Raw genomic sequence first — 25,044 nt, forward strand, 5'->3', positions numbered from 1 at the left:
CGTTAAAGAAACTCATGTTTGTATCCTCCTTATATAGTTATTTGACTTGCTTGTGGCAATCTACTTGCTGAACAAGCCCTTGATTGCTGGAATCAAGTTTAAGATGAAACTGTGGAAGCCACCAAAAATGTCGTTTGAAACACTTGAAGTGTATGATGACGTATGCGTACCTGGTAAGATATGAAAATCGTTAAAGAAACTCATGTCAAATTCCTCCTTTTATTTAATGTTTTTTACTCTCAAAGTCCCCTCACCGAGAAAACCCTGATATGGAAATCAAGTTAATTATGAACCACAATTGATCAAGCACTCGGAATTCAAATGTTTAATCACCGGATTCCCCCAATAACCTGATCAACCAAATTGCCTAGCCTTTGACAGCAGCAATCACATTCAAAACAAACTGGTAGAAAGTACCAAGTGGTTGGTTGCTTACATAACTAGTATGTGATGAAGTGTGGGTTCCTGGTAAGAAATGTAAATCACTGAAGAAACTCATAGCATTATCCTCCTTAGAAAATTTACAAATCATTCGGTGAATAATAATCAGTCAATCACGTTTTTAATTGAAACAATTAAATAACCTAATCAGATTATTAATGCGAATGTAAAACAAGTAACCTTGTTTACGATTTAAATATTAACTAATTTGATAGTGCAACGTCAACAAAATACCTAATATTTGAACAAATACAGGGCAGTATCATATTCGACGATTAAATGTACATACTGTGCACAAGTTACGCGTTTTATTAAACACCCAATATTATGTGCATTATCAATATTATTTATGTTTATCTAGCGATTTATCAATGGATGGAAAACGTTTAAATCATTGACAATTCAGCGTTTATCATCAATAATCCGTTTACCGTTCAGGGCTCATTAACCTTCTTTTTCGCACCTAATAATCAGCATTTAATGACCCAAATTTTAATTATAAAAAACGCTTTTTGGGCACTATTATTAAAATAATTTATACTTTAAGCTTCTTAAATTCATAATTAAAAATAACCATCAACCATCTCTTGTCAGCAAAGTACATAAAACGTGTCCAAAAAAGTGGCTATTGTCAGCGAACAACAATAACCACTTTTAAATACTTCGATTTGATTTAATTAATCCAGTAACCTACTTTTTTACCCGTGCTGATACTGTAAACGATAGAAATCACGGTAACGTTCATGAGACATTAACAAGCTCTCGTGATCGCCGTCACCGGTAATCTGGCCATCTTCCATGAATAGAATCCGTGGGTAGGCTTCGATCTGGTTCAAACGATGCACAATCGTAATCGTCGTCAGCTCATCTGGTAAGGTCGCTAATAGCTGACTGACCCGTTCCTGATTTTGATTATCTAAGCTAGCTGTTGCTTCGTCTAAGATCAATAGTGATGGTTCACGAACAAGTGCCCGAACAATCGCTAAACGTTGACGTTGACCTCCAGAGACGTTCAGTCCCCGTTCACCAACATCAGTATCTAGGCCGTCTGACAAGTCTGCTAACCAGTCCTCTAGACCGACTTGAACCAGTAATCCGGTTAACTGATCATCCGCGACTTCATGTGTCGTCCCTAATAACAAGTTATCCCGAATCGTTCCCGGCATGAGATCGACTTCCTGACTAACATAGCCGATCTGATCACGAATTGATGGTATCGTATAGTCCGTCATCAATTGACCATTCATCGCTAATTCACCGCTGGTTGGCGTGTAATACGCCTCTAATAAAGAGACTAGGGTCGTCTTACCGCTACCACTCTCACCAATCAACGCAATTCGTTCACCACGTTGAATCGTCAGATCAATGTCTTTTAAGACCGGTTTTTCAGCTTCGTAACCAAAATCAACGTGATCAAAGTCAATCGTGTCGATCGTCGTTAACGTTTCGCCTGCTAAGCGCTTGTCTTCTACCGGGCTGTCCAGAATATTGTCGATCCGTTCCGTGGCCCCAACGGTCTGTTGAATAGCCGTAACTAGTCCCGTGACACTGCTAAGCGGTGCAATCATCTGAACCGCGTACATCAAGAAGGCCACCAAACTACCGATTGTCAGTGCCTTCGTCTGTACGAGGATCCCACCATAAACAATAATGATGAAGATTGCTGCTAATAACATGATGTTTAGGACTGGATTCAATACAGAAATCAACTTGATTTGGCGAACACTAAAGCCCTTGATCCGATCAACTTGGTCGTCACCCTGTTGTTTAAGGGCTTTTTCAGCAACCATTGCCTTAACTAGGCGGTTTTGACCAATCATTTGAACAGCAGCACTGTTCAAATTGGCTGTTTCCTTCTGAATCGCTTTTGAGATACGTGCTAGCACTTGCCCCATTGGCACAATAATCACTGCCATCAGCGGTACTACAATCAAAATAATGATGGTTAACCGGAAGTTCAGCATTAACATCAAGACTAACGAACCCGCAATTGAGATAATTCCGTTAATTGCGTTTGAGAACTGACTTGAGATCAATTCAAAGATCGTTGAAGTATCGTTGACCACCCGACTAGAGAGTTCCCCAGTTCGGTTGTGATCAAAATACGGAATCGGTAGGTCAACAATGTGTTGCCACAGTTTGCTCCGTAATTTGGATACCGCATCGACCCCGGTATAGCTCAGTAAGAAGCTGGAAGCCACACTGGCTAACAGTTGAACAATGATCACCGCTGCTAATCGAACCAATAGCTGACTAGACGTCCCGTGGTTAAACGCATCGATGAATTCCTTTAACATCAAAGTGATGCCTAAGCTACAAATGGTTGCCACAAATGACAACAGAATCCCTAACGCAAAGAGTCCCTTTTTAGGATTGGCATGGGTCCCAATCAATCGTAGTAGATCACGAGTCCCATATTTGGTCCGTGGTTGCTCATCCACAGACTGCGTGTGTGTCTCATCCATACGTTGCTGCTCCCCTCATGACTTGAATATCTGGCTGAACGACTTGATCATTCCAGCGTTGCCAGATCATGGCTTCTGAAAAACGACTACTATTGCCGTAAGCCCGTTCACTCATCCGTGCAAGCTGATCGGGTTGTTGCAAGAGACCTAGGATAACTTTTCCTAATTCAACCAAGTTATTTGGTTCAATCAAGCGACCGTTCTGTCCGTCTTCGATCATCGTTGCTGGGCCATACTTAATATCGTAAGCCACGACTGGCACACCGTGACTGAGTCCTTCTAAGATACCCAAGTTAAAGCCTTCATACTTACTAGTTAAGACCATCAGTTGTGCTTGGTCATAGACTGCTATCAGATCACGTTGGAACCCTTTAAAGGTAATGAATGATTGCCAACGCTGCGAACTAACTAGGGCACGCAACCGGTTCTCTTCTTTGAAGCCCGTCCATGAATCACCATAGCCATAAATATCCAGGCTCACATTTGATTGCTTGCCATGTACGTAAGCAACTGCTTTAATCAATTGTTCTAAGTTCTTCTCTTCTGACAAACGAGCGACCGCAATGATTTTACCATCCGTACGATCTGCAAAGTCAATTGGCCGTGCTGCAAGTTGTTCGTCACTGACACTACCTACTGGAATCGCAATTGTTGGGATGACGTTATGAATGTGATCCGTCATATCATCACATTCTTCTTGCGTTGATAGAATAAATCCGGCCATCTGATCAGCATGATCTAACCCAATCTGGGTATAGGGCACGATTGGTGAATTAACCACATCAAGTGGGTCCAAAGTAAAGTTACTGTGTAAGAACTCGTACTTACGAGCCGTACTGGTCATCTTAACGATTGGATTCATCCCAGCATCACTGCGGTCAACGATCATCGTCCCGTGACCACCGTACTCCTTATTGAGTGCATCCAAGAAGAAGGCTGTCAGTTGATCCCAATCTTCAAATTCATAATTGCCACCTTGAAAGTTCAATAACCGTTGGTGCGTCGCTACTGGTTGTTGCTTTTCATTTGGACGGAAGAACGTCTCTAGGACTGGTTGTTCCTGTAAATTACAATGCTGTTCTAAAACAATGTTCTGATTCTCATCAAAATACTGCGCAACCGTTAAATAACCGCGAGTATCGTAGTAGTCACGACGACTAACTGCGCCCTGTGGATTAAGAATATCCACATAGTCCACGTTACCATCACCATTCAACATGATGGCCTTTTGACGTTGTTCACGTTGAACAACATCAAACTCGTTATTACTGATGCGTTCCAAGGTTTCGCCTGTGACCCGCGGATAGTTAGTGGCAGTCAGTGGCTGACCGTCATAGTCAGTCGTCCCTTGAAAATAATCGTACATATTAACTTGAAAATCATCGTCAAAGCCGATCTTATGCATATTAGTATGCAAGTCACGAACAAAGTTACGTGTGACGATCAATGCGGGAACTCGATGCTTCGTAAATAAGCGTTGGCGCTGGATCATCGCTAACTCAATAGCCGATGGTGTTGAATCGATCTTACTCGTAATAAAAAAATACATGTGCTACGCCCCCACTTTATTCATGTGACAAACTTTCAACTGGATCTAACCGAGCTGCCATGTGTGCGGGTGCCATTGCTGCTAACAAACTAATCACAACACTAACTGCTACCCCACCGAGCATTGCAGTGGTAGAAATTCGAACGATTGGGTACTTGATCAAGCTATAAATTGCCATGTTTCCAAGCAATTGCCAACCTTGACCGAATAACACACCCATAACGGCAGCCAATACCCCAATTGTCAGGGCTTCTGCAAAGAACAAGTGGCTAATATCGCGTTTACGTGCACCTAATGCGCGCAATACCCCGATTTCACGTGTCCGTTCAGACACACTGACATAAAGGACAACGATGATCATAATCGCTGAAACTAATAGTGCGATCCCTGCAACGCCAGTTAAGACGTTAGTTGCTAAACGAATATACGTATTCAATGAATCAACTAAATCACCGATACCTGTATAGTCATACGCCTGCTTCTTGTTGTCACCCTTGATTGCTTTGATCTGGTGTTCAACGTTTTTAACGTGTGACAACTTATCAATTTGGACAATTGCAAAGTTTGGCCGGTAAACCACATTTTGCTTCTCTAACATTGACTTAGCAGTGGTGGATGAAATGACCGCATTCGTATCATCACTATTAGTGATTCCACTAACCGTCACCGTCTTATTAACAGTTACCGACTGGTTTTTCTTATCAACCGTGGTCAACTTAATCGTAAGCTTGCTCTTGAGTGCAGTCTTGTAACTCTTCTTACCCGCAATCTTTTTGGCTAACTTACGACCAATCAAGACTTGGTCCGTTCCAGGACGTGCGCCATCTTTGATAGTCTTACCTAAAATAGTTGGGTTATCCGTCTGTAACGTCACCGTTGCCGACTTCTTTTGATAATTGGCTTGGGCGCTCGTGTAATAACCTAGCTTAGTTGATTTAACATGATTTAATTTAGTCAATTGCTTGGCATTTGTATCCGTAAACTCTGCATTTTTAGCCGCCGTGACCTGTTCTTGATTGACAGCCTTCTTATACTCTGCTGCCGTGGTCGCATTCTTACGATCTTTTGTGCTAACCGTTCCGGTCTTCTTTGAAACTTGCACAGCTGTTGGATTAACTTGCGACGTAATCTGATGATTCATATAATTTTGAATTCCAGAGCCGAGTCCTAGCATGACGACGATACTACTAATCCCAATGGATGAACCAAAGATAATTAATAGGTAACGAAGCCACATCCGACGCATATGCTGCATGGACATTTTGAACATCTGACGAAAGCCTAGAGTCCGATAACGCATTTGCGGTTTATCGACCACGTCAAATGGTGCCCCAATCACTAACTCATCATGAATCTGACCATCATCTAAATGAACGATTCGCGTCCCATAATCCGCAACTTCTTGTGAGTGGGTCACGGTGATGACCAGCTTACCTTCTGCCGCAATCGAATATAGAATATCCATAACTTCCTGCGTATTCTCACTATCCAATGCGCCAGTAGGTTCATCGGCAATGATAATGTCTGGATCACTAGCTAAAGCTCGGGCAATGGCGACCCGTTGTTTTTGTCCACCAGATAATTCATTAGGATACTGGTGTGCTTGCTTTGCTAATCCAACCCGTTTCAACAGGTCCTGACCGCGTCTAACTTGTTGCGCGTGTGACTCTTTCGTCATCTTTAATGATAGTAAGACGTTATCAAGGACATTTAAGTAACTTACTAAATTAAAGTTTTGAAAGATAAAGCCGATGGTCTCACGACGATAACGATCCATTCGCCGGACATTCATTGACCGGAGTGAGCGACCATTAAGACGAACTTCACCTTCGTAGTGATTATCTAGTCCACCGATAATGTTCATCAAGGTCGATTTACCACCACCAGATTCCCCAAGAATCGAGATAAATTCACCTCGTTCAAAATTTAGATTAATACCTTTTAATATGACATTCTCTTCGTGATTCAAGGTGTAAGCCTTGCGAATATCATGTAACTCTAGAAAGCTCATATATGTATCCTCCCGCGATTTTTTTTGATGGATGCCCCAGAACGCACTTCCTCATTAATAAGATTGCGATTTTTAGTGAATGATGTAAAGTGTTATCGAATACCAGGGGTAACCATTCAGTGTAAAAAACACTATACTTATAAATAGCGTTACCATCACTAATTGCTAATAGCAAGCGCCAAAATCACGTAATTTAGCCTTAAATTAATTGTAAATATTTTCAATGACCGCCCTCACTCGATCAGTCACCTGACATTGACACGTCATCAAAGGATGAGCTAACAGTCATCAGTCCATTAAAAAAAGATCCACGTTTTTAACGTGAATCTTCCTTAGTAGTGCCCGCCGATTCTCAATCTAATTACTTAAAAAAGCTACGTTTAGTAACGACTCTGTATACCGCATCTGCCAAACCAGTCACAAATACGATGATCAACCCCACGTATTGCAGCCATGGCCATTGCTGATCGACGCTAGCAATCTGACTACCGATACCGTATAGGACCAAGCCGAAAATAATGATAATACTTTCAATGATATTTAACTTACGCATGTGGAACTCCTTTATGTCTAGCGCTAAATATGAACTAACGCTTGGTTACTTAATATTATTCAATAAATACCATCTTACCATCAAACTTGTTTCCATTATACCTGTCTAATAATAAAAACGCTGGTTAAATCACTAAAAAAGTGATCTAACCAGCGTTCAATTACAGTCTAGTTGAGCTTAGTCATCAAGACGTGCAGTTAATTTTGCAGTTAATTCTTCGTAACCTGGTTTGCCAAGTAAGGCGAACATGTTGTTCTTGTAAGCTTCGACACCTGGTTGATTGAATGGGTTGATCCCGTTCAAGTAACCAGAAATAGCAACAGCAGATTCAAAGAAGTACATCATGTAACCTAAGGTGTAAGCATCTTGTGAAGGAATGTTAACGACCATGTTAGGAACACCGCCATCAACGTGGGCCATAATAACCCCTTCGAAGGCCTTAGTGTTAACTTGAGCCATCGTCTTACCTTCAAGATACTTCAAACCATCAAGGTTTTCGGCTTCCTTAGGAATGTCAACATCACTAGTAGGGTTGTCAACTTTAACGACAGTTTCCATCAAGTTACGACGACCTTCTTGGATGTATTGACCCAATGAATGTAAGTCAGTTGTGAAGTTAGCTGATGATGGGTAGATACCCTTCTGGTCTTTACCTTCAGATTCGCCCATCAATTGCTTCCACCATTCTGAGAACATCGCCATATTTGGTTCGTAGTTTTCAAGAATTTCAGTGGTATAGCCCTTCCGGTACAAGATGTTCCGGTAAGCAGCGTATTGGTATGCTTCATTCTTAGTTAAATCAGCATCCGAGTATTCGCCAATGGCATCAGCAGCACCCTTCATTAATGAATCGATGTCGCCGCCTGATACAGCAATTGGTAATAAACCAACTGGTGTCAAGACAGTGAAACGACCACCAACGTCATCAGGAATAACAAAGGTTTCGTAGCCTTCAGCATCGGATTCTTCCTTCAACGCACCGCGTTTGCGGTCAGTTGTAGCGTAGATCCGGCTCTTAGCTTCTTCTTCACCATACTTAGCGATCAAACGTTCCTTGAAGACACGGAAAGCGATTGAAGGTTCAGTAGTGGTACCTGACTTCGAAATGATGTTAACAGAGAAGTCACGATCACCGATCAAATGAATTAAATCATTAACGTATGATGATGAGATTGAGTTCCCAGCAAAGACAACTTGTGGGAATTTACGGTCTTCACGTGAAAGTGATGACCAGAAAGTTTCGTGTAAGAATTCAATGGCTGCCCGTGCGCCAAGGTATGAACCACCGATACCGATTACAACGAGAACGTCAGAATCATTTTGAATCTTCTTTGCAGCGGTTTTAATCCGTGCAAATTCTTCCTTATCGTAATCAGTTGGTAAGTCTAACCAGCCACGAAAATCGTTGCCGGCGCCGGTTCCTTCACGCAGCTCCTTATCAGCAGCTGTGACCATAGCTTGCATTTCGCCAAGTTCGTTATCGTGAACAAACTTAGTTAAATTAGAGCTGTCAAATGAAATATGTGCCATTATATTATTACCTCTTTCTATACGTATTTACATGTCATATTATACAATAGCTAACGGAAGAATGAAAAGCGCTACCGCTATTTTTTCGTGAATTTTCGCAATTAATGTAAAAAATTTAATTATTTCATCAAAAAAAGGGACGCGATAACCGTAAGTTACCGCGTCCCTTCGAGCTTCTGTTAGTATTATATCAATTAGTTAACTTACAAGTAAAACTTTTACTATGCCTTCATTAATGAGAGTGCGACCCCACCAACAATGACGAGAATCGAGCCAACGATTACGTAAACCATCTCACGTTTCGTCTTATGCTCCCCTAATAGGTAGATACTACCAAACGTTGAGATGACGATTCCCATTTGTGACAATGAGTATGCGACGGCTTGGCCAATCTGAGCCATGGCCATGAACATGAATAAGTTCCCCACGCCCCATACTAAACCAGTCACAATATTACGATAAGTTGCCTTTTCAACCCAAGGCTTATCCTTGAATGACCAGATCAAAGCGCCTAGAAGCATCCCGATGGCTTGTGGCATAACAACAGCCTGTGCATTAACGTTACCGTAATGTACGACAATCGTATAACCGGCATAACCAACCGTTGATAAGATCAAGGCACGAATACCGACACTCCAGTTTTCCGAAGCACTTCGGTTTGGATCAGTCTTATCAGTTAAGGACGTTAAAACGGCCCCAGCAATCAGTACAATGACAGAAATTGACCCGATCCAGTACATGTTGCCATGCCATTCACTGAATAGTAAGACCCCGGCCAACGCATTAGCAACCAGTTGCATCCCGGTTGAAATTGGTGTGGTCCGTGAAATCCCGACCGCCTTCATTGAAGTGAACTGTTGACCTTGACCAATACTCCAGAATAATCCAGAAACGATCCCAATCAACCAAATCTTACCACTTAATGCTGGCTGCTCAACTGCCCATAAAACAAGCCCAAATACCAAGGCCCCCATAGTCATTCCTAGGGTCTGTTGCCGAGCGGTACCGCCCATTCGGCCACTAATCAGGCCGATACTGCCCCACGCTACCGCAGGAATCAGTGCAATTAGAATTCCCATTACTAATAATCCTCATTTCTATGTTTTCTCTCTTATGTCTAACGACAAAGAAATATTCTACCAGTTAAGTAACCGTTTTACCAGCTATAATCACGGATTAGGCCCTAAATATAATTATTTTTATACTTTCATGAATTCGTTTTCTTTATAGATAGGGACCGTTTTCAATTAATGAAAACGGTCCCTAATTTTAGCTTTTAAATTTTTTTATTTTCACTTGTATTTATAGTCCTAATGACTATTTATCAAGCGTTATAACTAAGACTTTCAAGTAATTACTTGAAAGGTAAGCCTTCCGAGTAACGAAATCTTCTGGTAACCGGAACGTTTCACTAATGGTATAGTCACGATCACTACCCACAAATGCGGCTTCAACAGCTTCCGTGAATCGCTTCAATGAGAAGTTACTTGCCGTCGTTGCGACAACTAACTGACCGTCGCGACGGACAACTGGTATCGTGTCAGTCAATAAATCAGTTAAGTCAGGTGCCACTTGGAACTTCTGCTTCTTGCTCCGGGCAAAAGTTGGTGCCGTAACAACCACCGTATCATAACTCAAACGGTGCTTTTGTGCATAATCCAAGTAACGGTTAACTTCAATTGTCCGAATTTCATGCTTATCTGGATCAATATTGTTAACGGCTAACTGTTCTGCCGTTTCCTTAGCACCCTTTTTAGTCGATTCGATTGAAATCGTCTTAGCAGCACCGGCAACGGCTGCTGCAGCGGTAACGCCATTTTCTTGGCTGAACAAGTTCAAGACAGTCTTACCTTGTAATTCAGCGCTCGCTACCCATTCACGGATAGGCCGTAAATCAAGTAAAAGGCCACTGGTCAAGTCGTCTGCCAAGTGTACGGGATACGTCACAGCATCTTCGTCAACCAATAGAGGTTCTGGAGCAGCTTCGCCAGTCACTAACTGACTCTTAAGGTTGTTTTCCTCAACGTTAAACCGAAGCTTAGCGTAGATCCCCTTAAATTGGTGGTCAGTAGCTGCTTCAAACGCTGCATAAACCATTTCGCGTTGTTGATAAACACCCAGTGAATACCACGTGAAGACGTAATAATCTTGGTAGCGGTCAACAGTAACACCACCAAGGCCGTCACCATCCGCATTGAAGACCCGTTGTGGCATTTGTGCGTCGAAACGCGTTGAACGCCGAATCAAAGCTTGTTTAAATAACTTACGGAAATAGTCCGTTGTTGGGGTTTCACTTTCATCTAAGCTCAGTACCCAACCTAACTGACGACGGTGCTTAGCAATCAAGGCGTAACCCATAAATTGTGAACTAGCCATTAACGCTACGAAAGAACCATCCGTTAACTTCATTTCTGGTTCCTTCAAGTCATCTGCTACCAATAAAGGATAGCCATCCTTAACTTTACGTTGGGAATTACCCGTAATTTGTACTCTTTGCATATGTTTAGTTTCTCCTATTCGTTCAAACCTTACCTAAAACTAGCGGTAAATCGCTATTATAGCCTTGTTAAGAGTAACATATTTAGCGGTTTAACGCTATTCAAGTTAGTAATCTAACTACCATCAAAAAATGGGCTTGCGCTGCCACGTGGCAAGCCTCAAGCCCATCATTTACACTTAATCATCCATAATTGGTTTATCGAAGCCTTCATCAGGGAAAGTAATGGTAAAACAAGTTCCCTCGTTTTCTGCACTGTCGACCTGAATCGAACCACCATGTTGCTGTACGAGTTGATGTGAGATCGCTAGGCCTAAGCCAGATTCACCGTACTTGGTACTCTTACGTGATGGATCAGCCTTGTAATAGCGTTCCCAGATATTCTTCACTTGATCAGGCGTCATCCCGATGCCATGATCTTGAACGGCAACCACCGCTGCATGTTCTGTTCGGCTAGCAGTCACTTCAATCACACTACCCTGTGAGAATTGAATGGCGTTTTGCATAATGTTGAACAGTACCTGTACAAAACGATCATAGTCCGCCCATACTGGTAACTCTGCCGGTGCAGTGAGCTCAAAGTGATCTTCAGCTGCCGCCGCCTTCTTTGTGAGTTGTTCTACTAAATTATGCAAAACATCGTTACCATCAAAATTGGTCTTGTTCAACGCAATCTGTCCGGTTCGAATCTTTTCATAGTCCAAGTTCTCATTAACTAAGCGAATCAAACGTTTCGTTTCACTCTGCATCAGTTCAATCGAATGGGCTTTATCCTCTTCAGGAATAACATCATAAGCTAAGCCTTCTAAGATACCGTTGATCGTTGTTAACGGTGTCCGCATTTCATGCGCTGCATCCGCCATGAAATCACGACGACGTTTCTCCTGTCGTTTGATCTCTTCATCAGAACCACGTAACGAATTAACCATGCCATTGAAGTCATCCGCTAAATCGTCAATCTCATCCTTGTGGTTACTATCCACTTGAATATCGAAATCACCATTAGCAACTGAATGGGTCGCATATCGCAGTCGGTTGATGCGTCGGACCGAATAACGGGCTAAGACGTAGCTCAACAGCAGCGCCGCAATCCCAGAAACCAGCAACGCAATGAACAGGTTCTTTTCAATCTGCTGCTCATTAGCCTGCAACGTCTGTTCAAACGAGCCAATCGAAATCGCACCAATGAACTTCTTCGTCGAACCATTCTTATAGAACAGCGGGACTAACACATCGATCGTCCGTAATGACGGTGTGTTCACCGGTTGATCATGATTACGTGATCTAAACGTGACGTGCGGTGCCTGCGTGATAATCTTATTTTGTTTCAGCTTCTTCCAATCTTTAGCTGAAATCTTAGGATCATAGATCGAACCACCAGGAGTACTCTCTGCCGTCACCCCACCCAATGAATTCGGATAAACGACCTTTTTATTCGCATCGTAGACCGAAAAATGGATGTGTTGATCCCGCAAGATAACCGTACCATCATTCAAGAATTGCTGGTTAAAACCAACGACTTGGTTCGTCTTAGTATTGTAGCGAATCGCTTCTTTTTCAATACTCGCCGCATACTGCTGTAACTGTTGCCAAGAATTTTGGTACAGCATCGTTCTGGTCGTTCGGATGAACGCAAACCCCAGCACCACAATCACCGTAATGATGACCGCAAAGAACGCTAGCATTTGTTGATAGATCAGCTTCATTTAGCATCAACTCCACTGTCATCAAACTTATAGCCGACCCCCCAAACCGTCTGAATAATTTGAGGACCCGCTTTTTCAATCTTTTGACGTAACTTCTTAATGTGGGCATCGACGGTTCGTTCATCCCCGTAGTATTCATAATCCCAAACTAGTTGTAAGAGCTGCTCACGAGAGAACACTTGGCGTGGTTTTTGAGCCAACGTCTTCAGCAAGTCGAATTCTTTAGGAGTTAAATCTTGAATCTGTTCGTCTGCCAAGTAAGCTTCACGCGTCTTCGTATTTAGCTTGAAGTGATCGGTTTGTACATCAAAATCACCGATGGCACCGACTTCAGGCTCAGTCGTTGCCGTATTGCTGTAATCGGCACGGCGGTGTAACGCTTTGATCCGAGCAATCAATGTAATTGGTGAAAATGGCTTAGTGACGTAATCGTCCGCACCCATTTCAAGACCCAAGACTTGATCACTTTCAGAGTCACGCGCCGTTAGCATGATAATTGGTACGGTTGGTGAAACTTTGCGAATCTCTGCACTAACTTGCATACCGTCTTTACCTGGCAAGTTCAAGTCTAAAGTCACCATATCCCAACCATCGACATCTTCATTAAACATGTCAACGGCTTCGTCACCATCGTATGCAAAGTGAGCATCCCATTGTTCCTTCTTAAAAAACATCGCCATCATTTCTGAGACGGACTTATTATCTTCAATCATTAATAGTTTCATAGAGCAGCTTCCTCCAAGTTAATTACAATTGCTTACATTTAATTGCGTCACATATTGCGCTTTTATCTATTATTATCATACCCTACTTCGAGCTAGGATTCAGGATTAGTATAACAACAAATTACTAATAAATCGTGCTGGATTTGTGAAAGAAGTGTGTGGTCTGCATCAAACAACCGGCTTCGGGATTAAACTAGGCCGTTAAACACAACAAACGGGATTGATTAACCAATCCCGTTTGTGACTAACCTATTCATTAACTGACCTTTCAATTCCCACTGACCGGCTACTTAATATAATTGTCTTCATTATTATGCTGGGAGACACCGTCACACCCTAATTCTTAAATGAATGAATTGGTGCTGGAATATGACCACCACGTTCAATGAAGGCTTTCGGCTGACTCTCATTAACTGCCATGACTGGTGCTCGACCAAACAAGCCACCGAATTCAACTGAACCACCGACATCTTGATCAGTGGCTGGAATTACCCGGACAGCCGTCGTCTTGTTATTGATCATCCCAATGGCCGCCTCATCCGCAATCATGCCACTGATAGTCGCCGCACTGGTCTTGCCAGGTACTGCAATCATATCTAGCCCAACTGAGCAGACTGCTGTCATCGCTTCTAACTTTTCAATATTCAAACGGCCAGCGCTAACGGCACGAATCATCTCGGCATCCTCAGACACTGGGATAAAGGCCCCTGAAAGACCACCGACGTGTTCACAAGCCATCACGCCACCCTTTTTAACCGCATCATTTAATAACGCTAATGCCGCGGTCGTTCCAGGAGCACCGACGCTCTCAAGGCCGATTTCTTCTAAAATCTCGGCTACCGAATCACCCTCGTTAGGAGTCGGTGCTAGAGACAGGTCGACAATCCCAAATGGGACGTTCAACCGTTCGGCCGCAATCGTGCCGACAAATTGGCCCATCCGCGTCACCTTAAAGGCGGTCTTCTTGATCTGTTCGGAAACAACGTCAATTGCTTGACCGCGCACTTCTTCCAGTGCCCGTTTGACGACCCCTGGACCACTGATTCCGACATTGATAACACGATCAGCCTCACCGACGCCGTGAAAAGCACCCGCCATGAACGGGTTATCGTCGACAGCGTTAGCAAAGACAACTAAACTCATGCAATTGATGGGATCATCCGCTGCAATCTGTTTGATAACGCGTCCCATCTCACCAATAGCATCCAAATTAATGCCCGCTCGCGTTGAACCAACGTTAACGGAGCTGCAGACCCGCGACGTTGCCGCTAATGCTTCGGGAATAGACGCAATCAACTTGCGATCCCCACTCTGGTATCCTTTTTGAACTAACGCTGAGAAACCACCGATCAGATCAACACCTAACGCCTGAGCAGCGCGTTCCATCGTCACCGCGTACGCCACGTAGTCCTGATCACCGCTAGCCGCTGCAATCAACGCAATCGGGGTCACTGAGATCCGTTTATTAATAATTGGAATCCCATACTCTTCTTGAATCTGATCAGCGACCTTCACAAGATCCTTGGCGCTGGTCGTAATCTTATCGTAGATTTTCTGACGAGCACGTTCGCCATCACTGTCGATACAGTCAAATAGCGAAATCCCCATTGTAATCGTTCGAATATCTAAGTTTTCTTCGGCTACCATCTGAATGGTTTCTAATATTGATCGACTTTCCATCGGCAGTCACCTACAACTTCTGAATCGCGTCAAATACGGCCTGACGCTGAATTCGAATCGTTAACGACGCACTCTGACTGAGGTCTTCCAACGCTGCCTTAGCCGCAGCAAAGCTTAACTGTTGGTCATCCCATTCGGCGGACAACATCATCGTAAAATTATGTTCCATCAAAGTTTGCGACATATCAACAATGTTAATCTCTAAACGGGCTAACTCATTGGCAACTTTAGCCACGATTCCAACCTGATCCTGACCGACCACTGTAATAATTGCTTTCATTAATATGAACCTCCATTTTTACTGAATGCACGCTTTGTTGCCCATATCATAGCATGCGTTACCGCGAAAAGCACTCAGTTGCATGATTCATGAGAATAATAAGAGATTCCTCATAAAGATAGGTTAGGTCAGTTTGCTTTGCTATAATGGAAAGCACTTGATACTTTTCAGAAAGGAGTGTCAATCTTGACACAGCAACATCATTTACGCGGGGTCCTACTAGCCAGTTGCGCCTGTATCCTTTGGGGGATCTCAGGCGTTGCAGCCAGCACCCTGTTCACAACCAATGCCCATATTACGGCCATGTGGCTCACTCAGATTCGTATGATCAGTGCCGGTCTAATCTTAATCGTTTGGGGCCAACTAGCTGGTAAACGTCCCTTTAAAATCTGGCGTCAACATCGCGATGCACTCACCGTCATCAGTTACGGTGTCTTGGGACTGATTCCCGTTCAACTTTGCTACTTTGAAGCTGTTCGCGTTGGTAATGCGCCAATCGCAACCATCATTCAATTTCTCGGACCATTCATTATTAGTATTTACTTTCTACTATTTAAACACGTCGTTCCTAACCGTTCTGAAATCATCGGTATGGTGATGGCCTTTATCGGAACCTTACTAATCGTAACGCACGGTCAATTGAACAGTTTGGCAATTTCGCCAGTCGTTCTCTTCTGGGGCGGCTTGTCAGCTATTGGAGTTGCAACTAACACTTTGATTCCAAGAGCGATCCTACCTAAATATGGCGCCCTGACTGTAACTGGCTGGGGATTGTTAATTGCAGGTCTTTGCTTAATGGCCTTACAACCAATGTGGCTGGTTCACTTGACCCTCACGCTCCCACAATTCTTGCTGATATTAGTCATTATTCTATTCGGGACCGTCGTGCCATTCTTAATGTTTGCACGCAGTTTGGGGTATATTCTACCCACCACTGCCAGTCTGATGGATGCGTTTGAGCCACTTGCGGCAACGATCTTTTCAATTCTCTTCTTGAACGTCGAGCTCACTAATTTTGACTTTATCGGCGGAATCCTGATTATCTTAGCCGTAATGGCACTTTCGCTCAATCCGCATAAAATGCTGGCCCGCTTACACCGTCGCAAACAGCGTTCCTAGACAGATTAGTTGGCAGAATACGTTGAGCTATGCTAAACTAAGAGTGTTGAATTTGGGGATGTTCTGGATTCGACAGGTATAGTTTGAGTTCGGATTGCGCTTCGTAGGTTGCGTCTACGTTAAAACGCTCAGTTTAATATTATAACTGCAAAAAATAATAACAATTCTTACGCTTTAGCTGCTTAATAGGCGCTTAACGTAGATCCTCCCGGGGTCGTCCATGTTCCGGATCTGGGTCCTAAATTCAGTGGACTTACGCTCAATGCTTCCACCTGGAGCAACGAGAAGAGACTAATCAGGTTAGTTGTTACTAGTTGCCCTGACATACGGCGTTTGTAACGACGAACTTTAAATAGTATGAATATGAGCGTAGACATTCGAGGGGCAATATGCTTGGACGCGAGTTCGACTCTCGCCATCTCCATTAAAGCCTTTCAAATCGATGTAATAAGCTCCAGAACACTTGTTATATCAGTAAAAGCCATCTTAACGGATGGCTTTTTATTTTGCACTAATTTACTATTTTCTCCGCATTAATCCTGCTATAAAGACACTACAGAAAGTATACTTTTTAGCGCTATTTTTTAGCATTTTAAAAAGTATCGAATGTTGCTATATCAAGTACTCTACAAAAAAAACGTTGTAGAATTAGTCTACTTTATTTCAGTATATTTTTAGATTATCTGCTATAATGTACTTGCGATTAGTATTGAACATTAAGGACACCAATACCCCCAACTATGCCAGTAGTTGAGGGTATTTTTTTACGCTTATGTAAATAAACGGGTGTATACAGGTTGCCTAGCTAACCTACTTATTATCTTTACGATCTAGCCATTTTGAAAACAAAACAGTTAAAACCGCCACAATAAGCAGCGCGATTAGCGAACTAAACATATAGGACACCTCCCATCCGTTACACGGTATAGGTAGGCAACAACTATATTATCCTATGTGGATAGACCAACCGCAACGAATCGCATGTCTTAAAATCGTACTCTCTCTGATCAATAAAAAACCAGTTCTAGTAAGTTACTGACCCTCAGCAACCTCCTAAAACTGGTTCTTTTTCACGCTATCTAGTTCATATTCTACCGAGTTCCTAATCGTTGTCGATTAAAACCTACCCGTACCAACAATCGGTACAATATTGGGACCAAGATGACGCACGCAACCGCGTTGATGGTCGCTGCCAGTAGGCTAGTAAAGGCACCAATCATCGCTACTTTGAGTGACGTTCCCACCATCAAGGCTTCGATCACGCCCGTACACCACGAAGTGACAATCTTAGTTAGGCCTGCGACTAATGAGACCCAGTAGAGCTTAACTAAGCGATCTTCGGCGTAACCGATGGATCGAAAACTCAGACTGACCATGGCGGCCAGAATAATCGCTTCAATGATGGTTAACCATGAAGTTGCCGCATAGCCATTTAAAATATCAAATAGCCCTAATCCCACGGCACCTGCCATCGCACCATAATTAAATCCTAGTAACATCACCGCTAAGACGGTTAGGATATTTCCAAAATGAATAAAAGGTCGCCCAACAATGGCTGGCAACGGAATTCTTAACACACTAATTCCAATAAAAATAATGGCGGCAAACAGGCCCGCAAAAACAAGTTGCTTTAATCGGATGGACCTTCCCATAAACAGACCTCCACGTACTTTTTCACGCTATTTTATCATTATATTTTAATCCTATTTAGTTTAAAAAGATAGCACTTATTCCCTAGCTTTCGGCAGCTGAACCACACGCGTACTTGCCGTTGTTGCCACATTGATCTCACACGCAACTGCTAAGAGATCATAGGCCGCACGGGGCATTTGGTATTCATGACAGAACAGATAGTATCCTAGATCAATCGCAAGCTGTTGCGCCGTTCCCGTAGCATCACCATCACGTTTTAAACGTTGATGGGCACTCGTCACTAATTTTGCTAACACAGCATTTGTTCGAATTTCAGATTTCGTACTTGCCAATGCTAACTGCGCCCCCAGTCGATCATTACGTTGGATTCCCTTCAGTTCTGCCTTTACCATGTCCCTCAACTCCTCACTGCTATCATAGGAGTTTGGTCACAATGGCGCAACGAATAACACCTTTAAAACCGCGTCAACACTGCACTTACTACTAATTCACAAAAAATATTATTGCTAAGAATTCAACCTACATTAAGTCGTATCCCCAATTGAATCAGCTATTTAAAATATTCAACAGTTGATTGTACGATTTAATTTATACCATCATACTTATCTGTCCTGATCACTCAAGCCAATCCAAACAATGACAATTCCTACAATCAATACACCTACAAACACCATAAAGATCATCGGAATCGTAAAGCCCAGTGCAATTAAGGCACCGATTAAAAATGGGCCAATCGTAGCACCGACCCGACCAACAGATTGAGCAACGCCCATTCCAAAACCACGAACGGCAATGTCAAACTGTCCTGGCGTAAAGGCAATCATAATCCCCCAGGCACCCAACATAAAGAATGAGAGCCAAGCACCACTAATGAGAATTATAGCTGAACTGCTGGCAAACCCGAAAACACTGGCACTCACAATGGTTCCCAATAGATATACCGTCAAGATTGTTTTGCGCGCCACCTTATCGATCAACCATGCGGCCAGATAATAGCCTGGCAACTGAGCCAAGCTCATCAGAACCGTATAGCCAAAACCGTGGACCATCGAAAAGCCACGCAAGACCAGGACACTTGGTAACCAGAGGAACAGGCCGTAGTAGACGAACATAACAACAAACCAAAGCGTACTTAAACAGAGCGTTGTTCGTCGGTACTGTGTCGACCATACTCGTTGCCACGCCTCCCCAAACGCTAAACGCTTAGTTGGCTGAGATTTCTGAGTACTAGCGGGCAAATGACGCCGCATGAGCAACGCATAGACGCCCATCAAAGCCGTAATCAGAACGGTTACCCGCCAACCATAGCGTGGAATAACTAAGAATGCTAGCAACGATGCAATAATCCAGCCAAAGGCCCAGAAACTGTCAACTAAGACCAACATGCGAGCACGTTGCGTTCCTTTAAAGTTATCCGCAATAATGGTCGCCGCAACTGGTAATTCGCCACCTAAGCCCATACCAGTTATGAATCTTATCAGTAAAAACCATCCCACGCTAGGTGTCAAAGCCAATAACAAGTTCCCTACTGAAAATAATAGCAAGGTTCCAATTAAGACCGGCTTACGTCCCCACTTATCCGCTAAGTAACCACAGCCCAGCGCACCAAAAATCATTCCTAATGATGTCACCGCACTAACAGCCCCTAATTGTCCCGCTGTTAAGTGCCAACTAACTTTGATTACCGGCATAATAAATGACAGTAACGCCACGTCTAACGCATCAAATAACCACGCTGTCCCAATTAATAATAATAGCTTGTTTCCTTTTACCTGCACCGTAACTCCCCCATATTATCCCAAATAATAATATACTTATATTTTAGGTATTTTTTACCTTTAAGGTGCCATAAGGTTACCATGGTAACCTTAACGTGTCAATTATGACCTTTTAATCGGTACACTTTTGCTGGCCGCCCCATCGTAGGTAGCCGAACCGTTCCGAGCTCTTCAAATAAATGGACGTGCGTTTTACGAAAATTTGAATTGTCAATTTGACTAACAGACTGTCGTCGTAGGATAGCGTACAATTCACGAGCCTGCTTTAACGTAAACTGATCTCCAAACACTCGCAAAATCGTTGGTTCATAATCCAACCGGTTCCGCACTCGCTGTAAAGCGGTTCTTAGAATCAAAGCATGATCTGCCGTTAACTCCTGCGCATTGCTAGCATAAAATTGAGTGGCCGTTACCTCATCCGCTAGCCCTCGAAAGACCAAATCATTCGCTACAAAATCGTCTCGTTCACCAGCTGGGGTCACTGCAAACCATTCGGCCGCTTGTGCACCATATCCCGGAACCAACTCTGGTTTTACCGGTAAATAGACCATGTAAGTTAACGCCAATGATCGTTCATCAGGCACGCGGTTGACCGCCGTAAAAGTTCCCAACTGTTCCGCCTGGATACCAGCAACCGTAACACCCATCTTCTCACGTACTAGGCGTAACGCTGCAGCATCAGCACTTTCATCCGCTCGTAAATAGGTCGTTGGTAATCCCCAGGTTCCCTCAAAAGGGGCATTATCCCGTTGAATCATCAGAACCAACAACTGTTTAGTCACCGTGTCAAAGCTCCAAATCACGTTGGTAATACTGATCAGTGGTCGATTAATGACCTCAGATACCATCCGTTCATCCTCCTACAAAAACGGCCACGAGCAAATTGCCGTGGCCGTTCATTATTTTAATTACGCTATTTGTAATTCTTGAACTGTCCAGCCATTGATAGCTGAATTTTCAATAATCGCTTTTTTGATTTCCCAGACATCCGCCTTGATATAACGGTGTCGAGCGGTCATTAGTGGAATATTAGCATAAACCTCTTGACCTCGATTAATTGTAACGCGCATTGATTACATCCTTTCCTAACGCTCAGGAAATTTGTAAATAATTCTAGGTACTAATACTGGGGCAAGTACATGATACTAAAAATTTATTTATTCAAAATCTGAGATTGCTTGATCTAGCCTAAAAACGTGAACTTTTTCAAACTAGATTATTACTTTAGCATACTCAACTAATTTTAGCTAATATTTCGAACTATATCTTAGCAATCTTGTTTTCAACTTTCCTTAGCAGTTTATTGGTTGCATTTAAAATGAAAGCGTTTTACACTGTAGGTAAATTCAAGTAGGAGGTCTTTCAAATGCGCAATTATAAATATGCCGTATACGGGGGAATCTCAATTGTTTATTTAATTACCCTATATACTTTATTCCAACTTATTCGCACAGCTTACTTTCTATTCTTCTTGTAATACCAAACGGACTACGACCGAAGTCATAGCCCGTTTTTTTGTTCGTGAATTATGAATAGCCGAAACGTGCGCCATAAAGCAGTTTGTTCCGCTTAACGAAGAAACCAGCGACTATTCCAAGCCCGGGAATAATCGCTGGTTTCATGTTAATGCTCACAAACTAACCGCCTTATGTTGCACTCTTTTAGCTATGCCACAAATACCGATTAACCGCCGCAGCGACCTTTGCATTCTCATGTAACTGACTGTGCTGCGCATGTTTGCCATGAAAATCCTTCTCGGTATAGTTCAGACTAGTTCCCCGGAGTAGATACTTGATCGACCGCGCCGAAACGTTAGTCACGAGACTGTCTGAATTACTACCATCATCCAAGTTACCCACGATATTTAATAACTTAACGTTATGTGGGAAATTCGTCCGTTTGGCAGCCAATAAGTCATATGCAGCGTGTAAATACTTAGGTTGTCCTGAAGCTAATACTGAATTTTGATTAGCCACATCATCTTCCCCCACCACACCATCAAAAGGCCCAGCAATCGTCACTAATTTATTAATCTTAGGAAAACCGGTTGCTTGCTTCGTCATCAGCATATTAACACTAGCGACACACCCTGCTGAATGAGCCACAATATTATATTTTTTAAATGTATGCTGTTGCTTAACCGTGGTGATTACTTGCGCTAACCACGTACTCTGTTGATCGTATTGCGCTAAATTATTCTTAAAAACCACTTGAATAATTGGATTGCGAGTCCCCGCTTTCCAGTTCCCAGTTAAGGTCACTTGACCACTAGTACTAACGGTTGCTACCAAAACTTTATGGGCGTGCGCCGTTTGTTCCGCGTGCTTGATCGACGTATTGGTCGAGTTAGCACTTCCTTGAAATCCGTGGACGTAAAATGTTGGGGTCTGACTGTTGATATAGGGTGACACAGTCTTAGTCGTACTTGATTTCTGACTGGTTTTCGTTTTTGAAGACTGCCGCTGACCACAGCCACCCAATCCTAACACCAGCACTAACCCAACTAACCACCATTTTAGATATTTCACTATATTCGCCTCGTCTAATTATTCGTTATGATGCCATGCGATGATGACTTCATTAATTTCACTTTAATTACCAGTTACGTTTAATCGCGACTAATTCGTCCTTCAAATAGGTCGCTGAAAGTTGCAAATACGTCACCGTCTTACCAGGAGTTGGCGCGTGCAATAACCAACCATCACCCGCGTAAAAAGCCACGTGATGAACCGCACCACGACCGTGATCATGTGCAAAGAACATCAGGTCACCCACTTGAGCATCGGCTAACGCAATCGACTCACCTACCTTAACCTGATCCTGCGCATCACGTGGCAAACTGATGCCTAAACAACGATGCAGACTGTAGACCAAGCCCGAACAGTCAAAGCCATACGCGCTGATACCACTCCACAAGTAACGTAAATCTAGGAAGTCTTCCCCTAGTCGAACAAGTAACTCACCCCGAGTGACGTTAGCCGTTTGAAAACTGAATTGTGTCGCTCGCTTAGCAACCTTACCGATTCCAAGTGGCGTTTGAACCACGTCATAAAGATGGTCGCGGCGATCAATCACCGGCAACACAGTTCCCAAACTTAATATCAGCAAGGTACTGCCATCCAACCGTAATAACGGCGTAAAAGCTCGGCGAATCGTTACAACTGGTCCAGTCTGAAGCGGTAATTGAACTAGCGATAGTTGTGCCAGCCAGACCCATCCCGGATAGCCCTGCGTGTGCCGCGCATCCTTTTGACTAGTTACGTAGCCATATGCCCAACCGTCAGCAACGGATTCAACTGCGAACGTATCATTGAATAACGCTTGCGTGACAATCCGATTATCCCGCTCTAAAGCGATTGTATCCGTGTCTGTTAAACGGCCTAACCAATCTTGCAAGCCAGAATTATCCAGTGCTGCTGGCTCTACTGAAACGGTCTGCGGCTGCCTCCAGACATTAGCAACGGCAGCAATAACTCGTGCAATCTGCATAATCGGTCCTCCTGTTTTTCCAAGTGTACCACACCATTTTACTCTGATTTTTACCGGTAGCCAGCTTTTATAGTAAACGAGCTTAAAATCATATGTACCACGCTCAATCACCTTATCTCCAGCAAGCTAAAATTTTGAAGTGTTAAGTAGCTGTCCTTTCTTGCTGAAATCAGCTATATAATTAAAAATCGATGTGAAAGTATGCTATGATACTAGTAATTACGTTAGGAGGCGTTTTGATCATGGATAAGACAGATTTGAAGATTTTGAACGCCTTACAGACCGACGCACGGATTTCACTCAAATCTTTGGCTGATCAGTGTTTCATCTCATCACCAGCAATTTCAGCGCGAATTACTCGTCTCAAAAAGAACGGCATTATTCGCGACTATCAAGCTAATTTAAATTATGAAAAGCTCAATTATCATATTAAGGCCTACATTCAATTACAGTTAGATCCAGCTAAAAAAGAACGGTTCTACCCTTTTGTAACGACTGTCCCTAATATTTTGGAATGTGATTGCGTGACAGGTGAGTACTCACAGATTTTGAAAGTCGTTTTTGAATCCACTCAGGTACTAGACGAATTCGTCAATCGCCTACAGAAGTTTGGTAAGACTAGCACTCAAATCGTCTTCTCAACTAGTGTTACTAATCGTGGGCTTAAGTTGCCTGATGATCAGGATATAAAATCAGATAACGATTAAGTCTCGCTTGCTAGTAATAAGATTTGCGAGTCAGTACACCTTAAAAGCACCCCAGAATTTTAAAATTCTGAGGTGCTTTTAATTATCCGCCAAATAATTTTATTAGATATTAACGACCAATTAGTTTTTTTATCATTTTACTATCCGTTAAGTGATACCGGATTTTCCATCTTTCAAGACCAATATCGCCTAAAATTAGGCACACACTGCCAACTAGGAGGCCCGGCCATAATCCGCGACCTAACCAATGCATTCCCACCAAACTAATCAAAAAGATGCTCGCACTAACTAACAGTTCCAGTGTCCAGCCCCAAAACCAATATTTCATCACGACACCCCTATCCTAATCGATTCATTGCATAAATTGTCCCAACGCTGATGCACCATAAGCCGGCTATCGGTAGCAAAACAAGGCTACCAATGCGGTACCAACCTAAAATGCCCATAAATAATATCGTAATACTGTCCAATAACACTAGCAAACTAGCGTATTCTCGATAATACCACTGCACGACTGTTCCCGTTAAGTAACTCATCAGCATGACACCGTAAAACATGCGATCAATCATCTCCAGGCGTTTATTTTATTTACTTACACCGTATTATGACAAATTTTCACCTTTTTAACTATCACGTTTAAGTAAAGGCTTGGTTGCTTTTTGGTAAACACATTAGTGGTTGGTTAAATCATTCTGATTTTAGACGACCACAGGTAACAGTTTCCACCGTAACGTGTTATGATTAAAGGACAAAGCAACTAAACGTAATCATTATGGGGGCTTACTTTGCAACTATTAACTTTATCCGGCATCGCACACAGTTTTTTTAATATGGCAGATTGCAAGAAATAACTTGAACGAA

Annotated in this window: 23 protein-coding genes and 1 other RNA gene; 3 read left to right on the forward strand and 21 right to left on the reverse strand. The window is 42.9% G+C overall.

The genetic code is table 11. The annotated features are described in order from the left end of the window. Positions 1 to 60 precede the first annotated feature (60 nt). The 13 genes from ACG95_RS14430 to ACG95_RS09185 form a co-directional block, all read right to left on the reverse strand. On the reverse strand, positions 61 to 204 hold the full coding sequence (locus tag ACG95_RS14430; RefSeq protein WP_080474986.1) for a hypothetical protein: 144 nt from the start codon (positions 202 to 204) through the stop codon (positions 61 to 63). Between the two features lie 163 nt (positions 205 to 367). Continuing rightward, positions 368 to 499, reverse strand: a complete 132-nt coding sequence (locus ACG95_RS14900) for a hypothetical protein (RefSeq protein WP_021732661.1) — start codon at positions 497 to 499, stop codon at positions 368 to 370. Between the two features lie 640 nt (positions 500 to 1,139). Beyond that, complete coding sequence (locus ACG95_RS09135; RefSeq protein WP_053072757.1) at positions 1,140 to 2,906, reverse strand: ABC transporter ATP-binding protein; 1,767 nt, start codon at positions 2,904 to 2,906, stop codon at positions 1,140 to 1,142. After that, a complete protein-coding gene (locus ACG95_RS09140) occupies positions 2,899 to 4,455 on the reverse strand; it encodes a glycosyltransferase (protein ID WP_048000222.1) in 1,557 nt (518 codons plus the stop codon). Before ACG95_RS09140 ends, ACG95_RS09135 begins: the two co-directional genes overlap by 8 nt. 16 nt (positions 4,456 to 4,471) lie before the next feature. Continuing rightward, the gene (locus tag ACG95_RS09145; RefSeq protein ID WP_048000223.1) at positions 4,472 to 6,466 is read right to left on the reverse strand and encodes an ABC transporter ATP-binding protein/permease; all 1,995 of its coding nucleotides are present in this window, start codon (positions 6,464 to 6,466) and stop codon (positions 4,472 to 4,474) included. Between the two features lie 361 nt (positions 6,467 to 6,827). Next, positions 6,828 to 7,019, reverse strand: a complete 192-nt coding sequence (locus ACG95_RS09150; RefSeq protein ID WP_048000224.1) for a hypothetical protein — start codon at positions 7,017 to 7,019, stop codon at positions 6,828 to 6,830. Positions 7,020 to 7,196: 177 nt separating this feature from the next. Further along, positions 7,197 to 8,549 carry a glucose-6-phosphate isomerase gene (locus ACG95_RS09155; RefSeq protein WP_048000225.1) on the reverse strand — a complete coding sequence of 451 codons (1,353 nt, stop codon included), beginning with the start codon at positions 8,547 to 8,549 and terminating at the stop codon, positions 7,197 to 7,199. A 221-nt stretch (positions 8,550 to 8,770) separates the two neighbouring features. Further along, positions 8,771 to 9,628: a GRP family sugar transporter gene (locus tag ACG95_RS09160; RefSeq protein ID WP_048000226.1), complete on the reverse strand. Its 858-nt coding sequence runs from the start codon at positions 9,626 to 9,628 to the stop codon at positions 8,771 to 8,773. Between the two features lie 238 nt (positions 9,629 to 9,866). Further along, positions 9,867 to 11,048: a class I SAM-dependent methyltransferase gene (locus ACG95_RS09165; protein ID WP_048000227.1), complete on the reverse strand. Its 1,182-nt coding sequence runs from the start codon at positions 11,046 to 11,048 to the stop codon at positions 9,867 to 9,869. A gap of 177 nt (positions 11,049 to 11,225) precedes the next feature. Next, complete coding sequence (locus ACG95_RS09170; protein ID WP_048000228.1) at positions 11,226 to 12,752, reverse strand: sensor histidine kinase; 1,527 nt, start codon at positions 12,750 to 12,752, stop codon at positions 11,226 to 11,228. After that, positions 12,749 to 13,477 (reverse strand): response regulator transcription factor, encoded by a 729-nt coding sequence (locus tag ACG95_RS09175; RefSeq protein ID WP_048000229.1) that lies wholly within the window; start codon positions 13,475 to 13,477, stop codon positions 12,749 to 12,751. Before ACG95_RS09175 ends, ACG95_RS09170 begins: the two co-directional genes overlap by 4 nt. A gap of 336 nt (positions 13,478 to 13,813) precedes the next feature. Further along, a complete protein-coding gene (locus tag ACG95_RS09180) occupies positions 13,814 to 15,157 on the reverse strand; it encodes a PFL family protein (RefSeq protein WP_048000230.1) in 1,344 nt (447 codons plus the stop codon). Between the two features lie 10 nt (positions 15,158 to 15,167). After that, positions 15,168 to 15,437, reverse strand: coding sequence for an ACT domain-containing protein (locus tag ACG95_RS09185; RefSeq protein WP_048000231.1), 270 nt, complete (start codon positions 15,435 to 15,437; stop codon positions 15,168 to 15,170). Positions 15,438 to 15,623: 186 nt separating this feature from the next. Here ACG95_RS09185 and ACG95_RS09190 point away from each other — a divergent pair, with 186 nt between their 5' ends. Both ACG95_RS09190 and ssrA read left to right on the forward strand, forming a co-directional pair. Then, positions 15,624 to 16,556, forward strand: coding sequence for a DMT family transporter (locus ACG95_RS09190; protein WP_048000232.1), 933 nt, complete (start codon positions 15,624 to 15,626; stop codon positions 16,554 to 16,556). Positions 16,557 to 16,610: 54 nt separating this feature from the next. Next, positions 16,611 to 16,983, forward strand: a transfer-messenger RNA (tmRNA) gene (gene ssrA / locus ACG95_RS14235). A 664-nt stretch (positions 16,984 to 17,647) separates the two neighbouring features. Here ssrA and ACG95_RS09195 read toward each other — a convergent pair. The 7 genes from ACG95_RS09195 to ACG95_RS09220 form a co-directional block, all read right to left on the reverse strand. Next, the gene (locus ACG95_RS09195; protein WP_048000233.1) at positions 17,648 to 18,208 is read right to left on the reverse strand and encodes an ECF transporter S component; all 561 of its coding nucleotides are present in this window, start codon (positions 18,206 to 18,208) and stop codon (positions 17,648 to 17,650) included. A 75-nt stretch (positions 18,209 to 18,283) separates the two neighbouring features. Further along, entirely contained in the window at positions 18,284 to 18,601 is a 318-nt protein-coding gene (locus ACG95_RS09200; RefSeq protein ID WP_048000234.1) for a hypothetical protein, read from the reverse strand. A 210-nt stretch (positions 18,602 to 18,811) separates the two neighbouring features. After that, positions 18,812 to 19,987 (reverse strand): MFS transporter, encoded by a 1,176-nt coding sequence (locus ACG95_RS09205; protein WP_048000235.1) that lies wholly within the window; start codon positions 19,985 to 19,987, stop codon positions 18,812 to 18,814. Positions 19,988 to 20,085: 98 nt separating this feature from the next. Then, on the reverse strand, positions 20,086 to 20,835 hold the full coding sequence (locus ACG95_RS09210; protein ID WP_048000236.1) for an NUDIX hydrolase: 750 nt from the start codon (positions 20,833 to 20,835) through the stop codon (positions 20,086 to 20,088). A gap of 60 nt (positions 20,836 to 20,895) precedes the next feature. Beyond that, positions 20,896 to 21,057 carry a hypothetical protein gene (locus ACG95_RS14440; RefSeq protein WP_152668320.1) on the reverse strand — a complete coding sequence of 54 codons (162 nt, stop codon included), beginning with the start codon at positions 21,055 to 21,057 and terminating at the stop codon, positions 20,896 to 20,898. A gap of 591 nt (positions 21,058 to 21,648) precedes the next feature. Continuing rightward, positions 21,649 to 22,515 (reverse strand): alpha/beta hydrolase, encoded by an 867-nt coding sequence (locus ACG95_RS09215; RefSeq protein ID WP_048000237.1) that lies wholly within the window; start codon positions 22,513 to 22,515, stop codon positions 21,649 to 21,651. Between the two features lie 67 nt (positions 22,516 to 22,582). Then, positions 22,583 to 23,476 (reverse strand): C40 family peptidase, encoded by an 894-nt coding sequence (locus ACG95_RS09220; RefSeq protein ID WP_048000238.1) that lies wholly within the window; start codon positions 23,474 to 23,476, stop codon positions 22,583 to 22,585. Between the two features lie 242 nt (positions 23,477 to 23,718). Here ACG95_RS09220 and ACG95_RS09225 point away from each other — a divergent pair, with 242 nt between their 5' ends. Further along, a complete protein-coding gene (locus tag ACG95_RS09225; protein ID WP_048000239.1) occupies positions 23,719 to 24,183 on the forward strand; it encodes an Lrp/AsnC family transcriptional regulator in 465 nt (154 codons plus the stop codon). Between the two features lie 338 nt (positions 24,184 to 24,521). Here the strand turns inward: ACG95_RS09225 and ACG95_RS09235 are convergent, their stop codons facing one another. Next, positions 24,522 to 24,740: a hypothetical protein gene (locus ACG95_RS09235; protein ID WP_237756483.1), complete on the reverse strand. Its 219-nt coding sequence runs from the start codon at positions 24,738 to 24,740 to the stop codon at positions 24,522 to 24,524. Positions 24,741 to 25,044: the final 304 nt, after the last annotated feature.

It is taken from the genome of Lactiplantibacillus herbarum, from assembly GCF_001039045.1.
GTDB classification, from domain to species: Bacteria; Bacillota; Bacilli; order Lactobacillales; family Lactobacillaceae; genus Lactiplantibacillus; species Lactiplantibacillus herbarum.

Coding starts and splice junctions, on each gene's coding strand:
- ACG95_RS14430 (WP_080474986.1), bottom strand. CDS start 204: ATGAGTTTCTTTAACGATTTTCATATCTTACCAGGTACGCATACGTCA.
- ACG95_RS14900 (WP_021732661.1), bottom strand. CDS start 499: ATGAGTTTCTTCAGTGATTTACATTTCTTACCAGGAACCCACACTTCA.
- ACG95_RS09135 (WP_053072757.1), bottom strand. CDS start 2,906: ATGGATGAGACACACACGCAGTCTGTGGATGAGCAACCACGGACCAAA.
- ACG95_RS09140 (WP_048000222.1), bottom strand. CDS start 4,455: ATGTATTTTTTTATTACGAGTAAGATCGATTCAACACCATCGGCTATT.
- ACG95_RS09145 (WP_048000223.1), bottom strand. CDS start 6,466: ATGAGCTTTCTAGAGTTACATGATATTCGCAAGGCTTACACCTTGAAT.
- ACG95_RS09150 (WP_048000224.1), bottom strand. CDS start 7,019: ATGCGTAAGTTAAATATCATTGAAAGTATTATCATTATTTTCGGCTTG.
- ACG95_RS09155 (WP_048000225.1), bottom strand. CDS start 8,549: ATGGCACATATTTCATTTGACAGCTCTAATTTAACTAAGTTTGTTCAC.
- ACG95_RS09160 (WP_048000226.1), bottom strand. CDS start 9,628: ATGGGAATTCTAATTGCACTGATTCCTGCGGTAGCGTGGGGCAGTATC.
- ACG95_RS09165 (WP_048000227.1), bottom strand. CDS start 11,048: ATGCAAAGAGTACAAATTACGGGTAATTCCCAACGTAAAGTTAAGGAT.
- ACG95_RS09170 (WP_048000228.1), bottom strand. CDS start 12,752: ATGAAGCTGATCTATCAACAAATGCTAGCGTTCTTTGCGGTCATCATT.
- ACG95_RS09175 (WP_048000229.1), bottom strand. CDS start 13,477: ATGAAACTATTAATGATTGAAGATAATAAGTCCGTCTCAGAAATGATG.
- ACG95_RS09180 (WP_048000230.1), bottom strand. CDS start 15,157: ATGGAAAGTCGATCAATATTAGAAACCATTCAGATGGTAGCCGAAGAA.
- ACG95_RS09185 (WP_048000231.1), bottom strand. CDS start 15,437: ATGAAAGCAATTATTACAGTGGTCGGTCAGGATCAGGTTGGAATCGTG.
- ACG95_RS09195 (WP_048000233.1), bottom strand. CDS start 18,208: ATGGGAAGGTCCATCCGATTAAAGCAACTTGTTTTTGCGGGCCTGTTT.
- ACG95_RS09200 (WP_048000234.1), bottom strand. CDS start 18,601: ATGGTAAAGGCAGAACTGAAGGGAATCCAACGTAATGATCGACTGGGG.
- ACG95_RS09210 (WP_048000236.1), bottom strand. CDS start 20,835: ATGGTATCTGAGGTCATTAATCGACCACTGATCAGTATTACCAACGTG.
- ACG95_RS14440 (WP_152668320.1), bottom strand. CDS start 21,057: ATGCGCGTTACAATTAATCGAGGTCAAGAGGTTTATGCTAATATTCCA.
- ACG95_RS09220 (WP_048000238.1), bottom strand. CDS start 23,476: ATGCAGATTGCACGAGTTATTGCTGCCGTTGCTAATGTCTGGAGGCAG.
- ACG95_RS09225 (WP_048000239.1), top strand. CDS start 23,719: ATGGATAAGACAGATTTGAAGATTTTGAACGCCTTACAGACCGACGCA.
- ACG95_RS09235 (WP_237756483.1), bottom strand. CDS start 24,740: ATGTTTTACGGTGTCATGCTGATGAGTTACTTAACGGGAACAGTCGTG.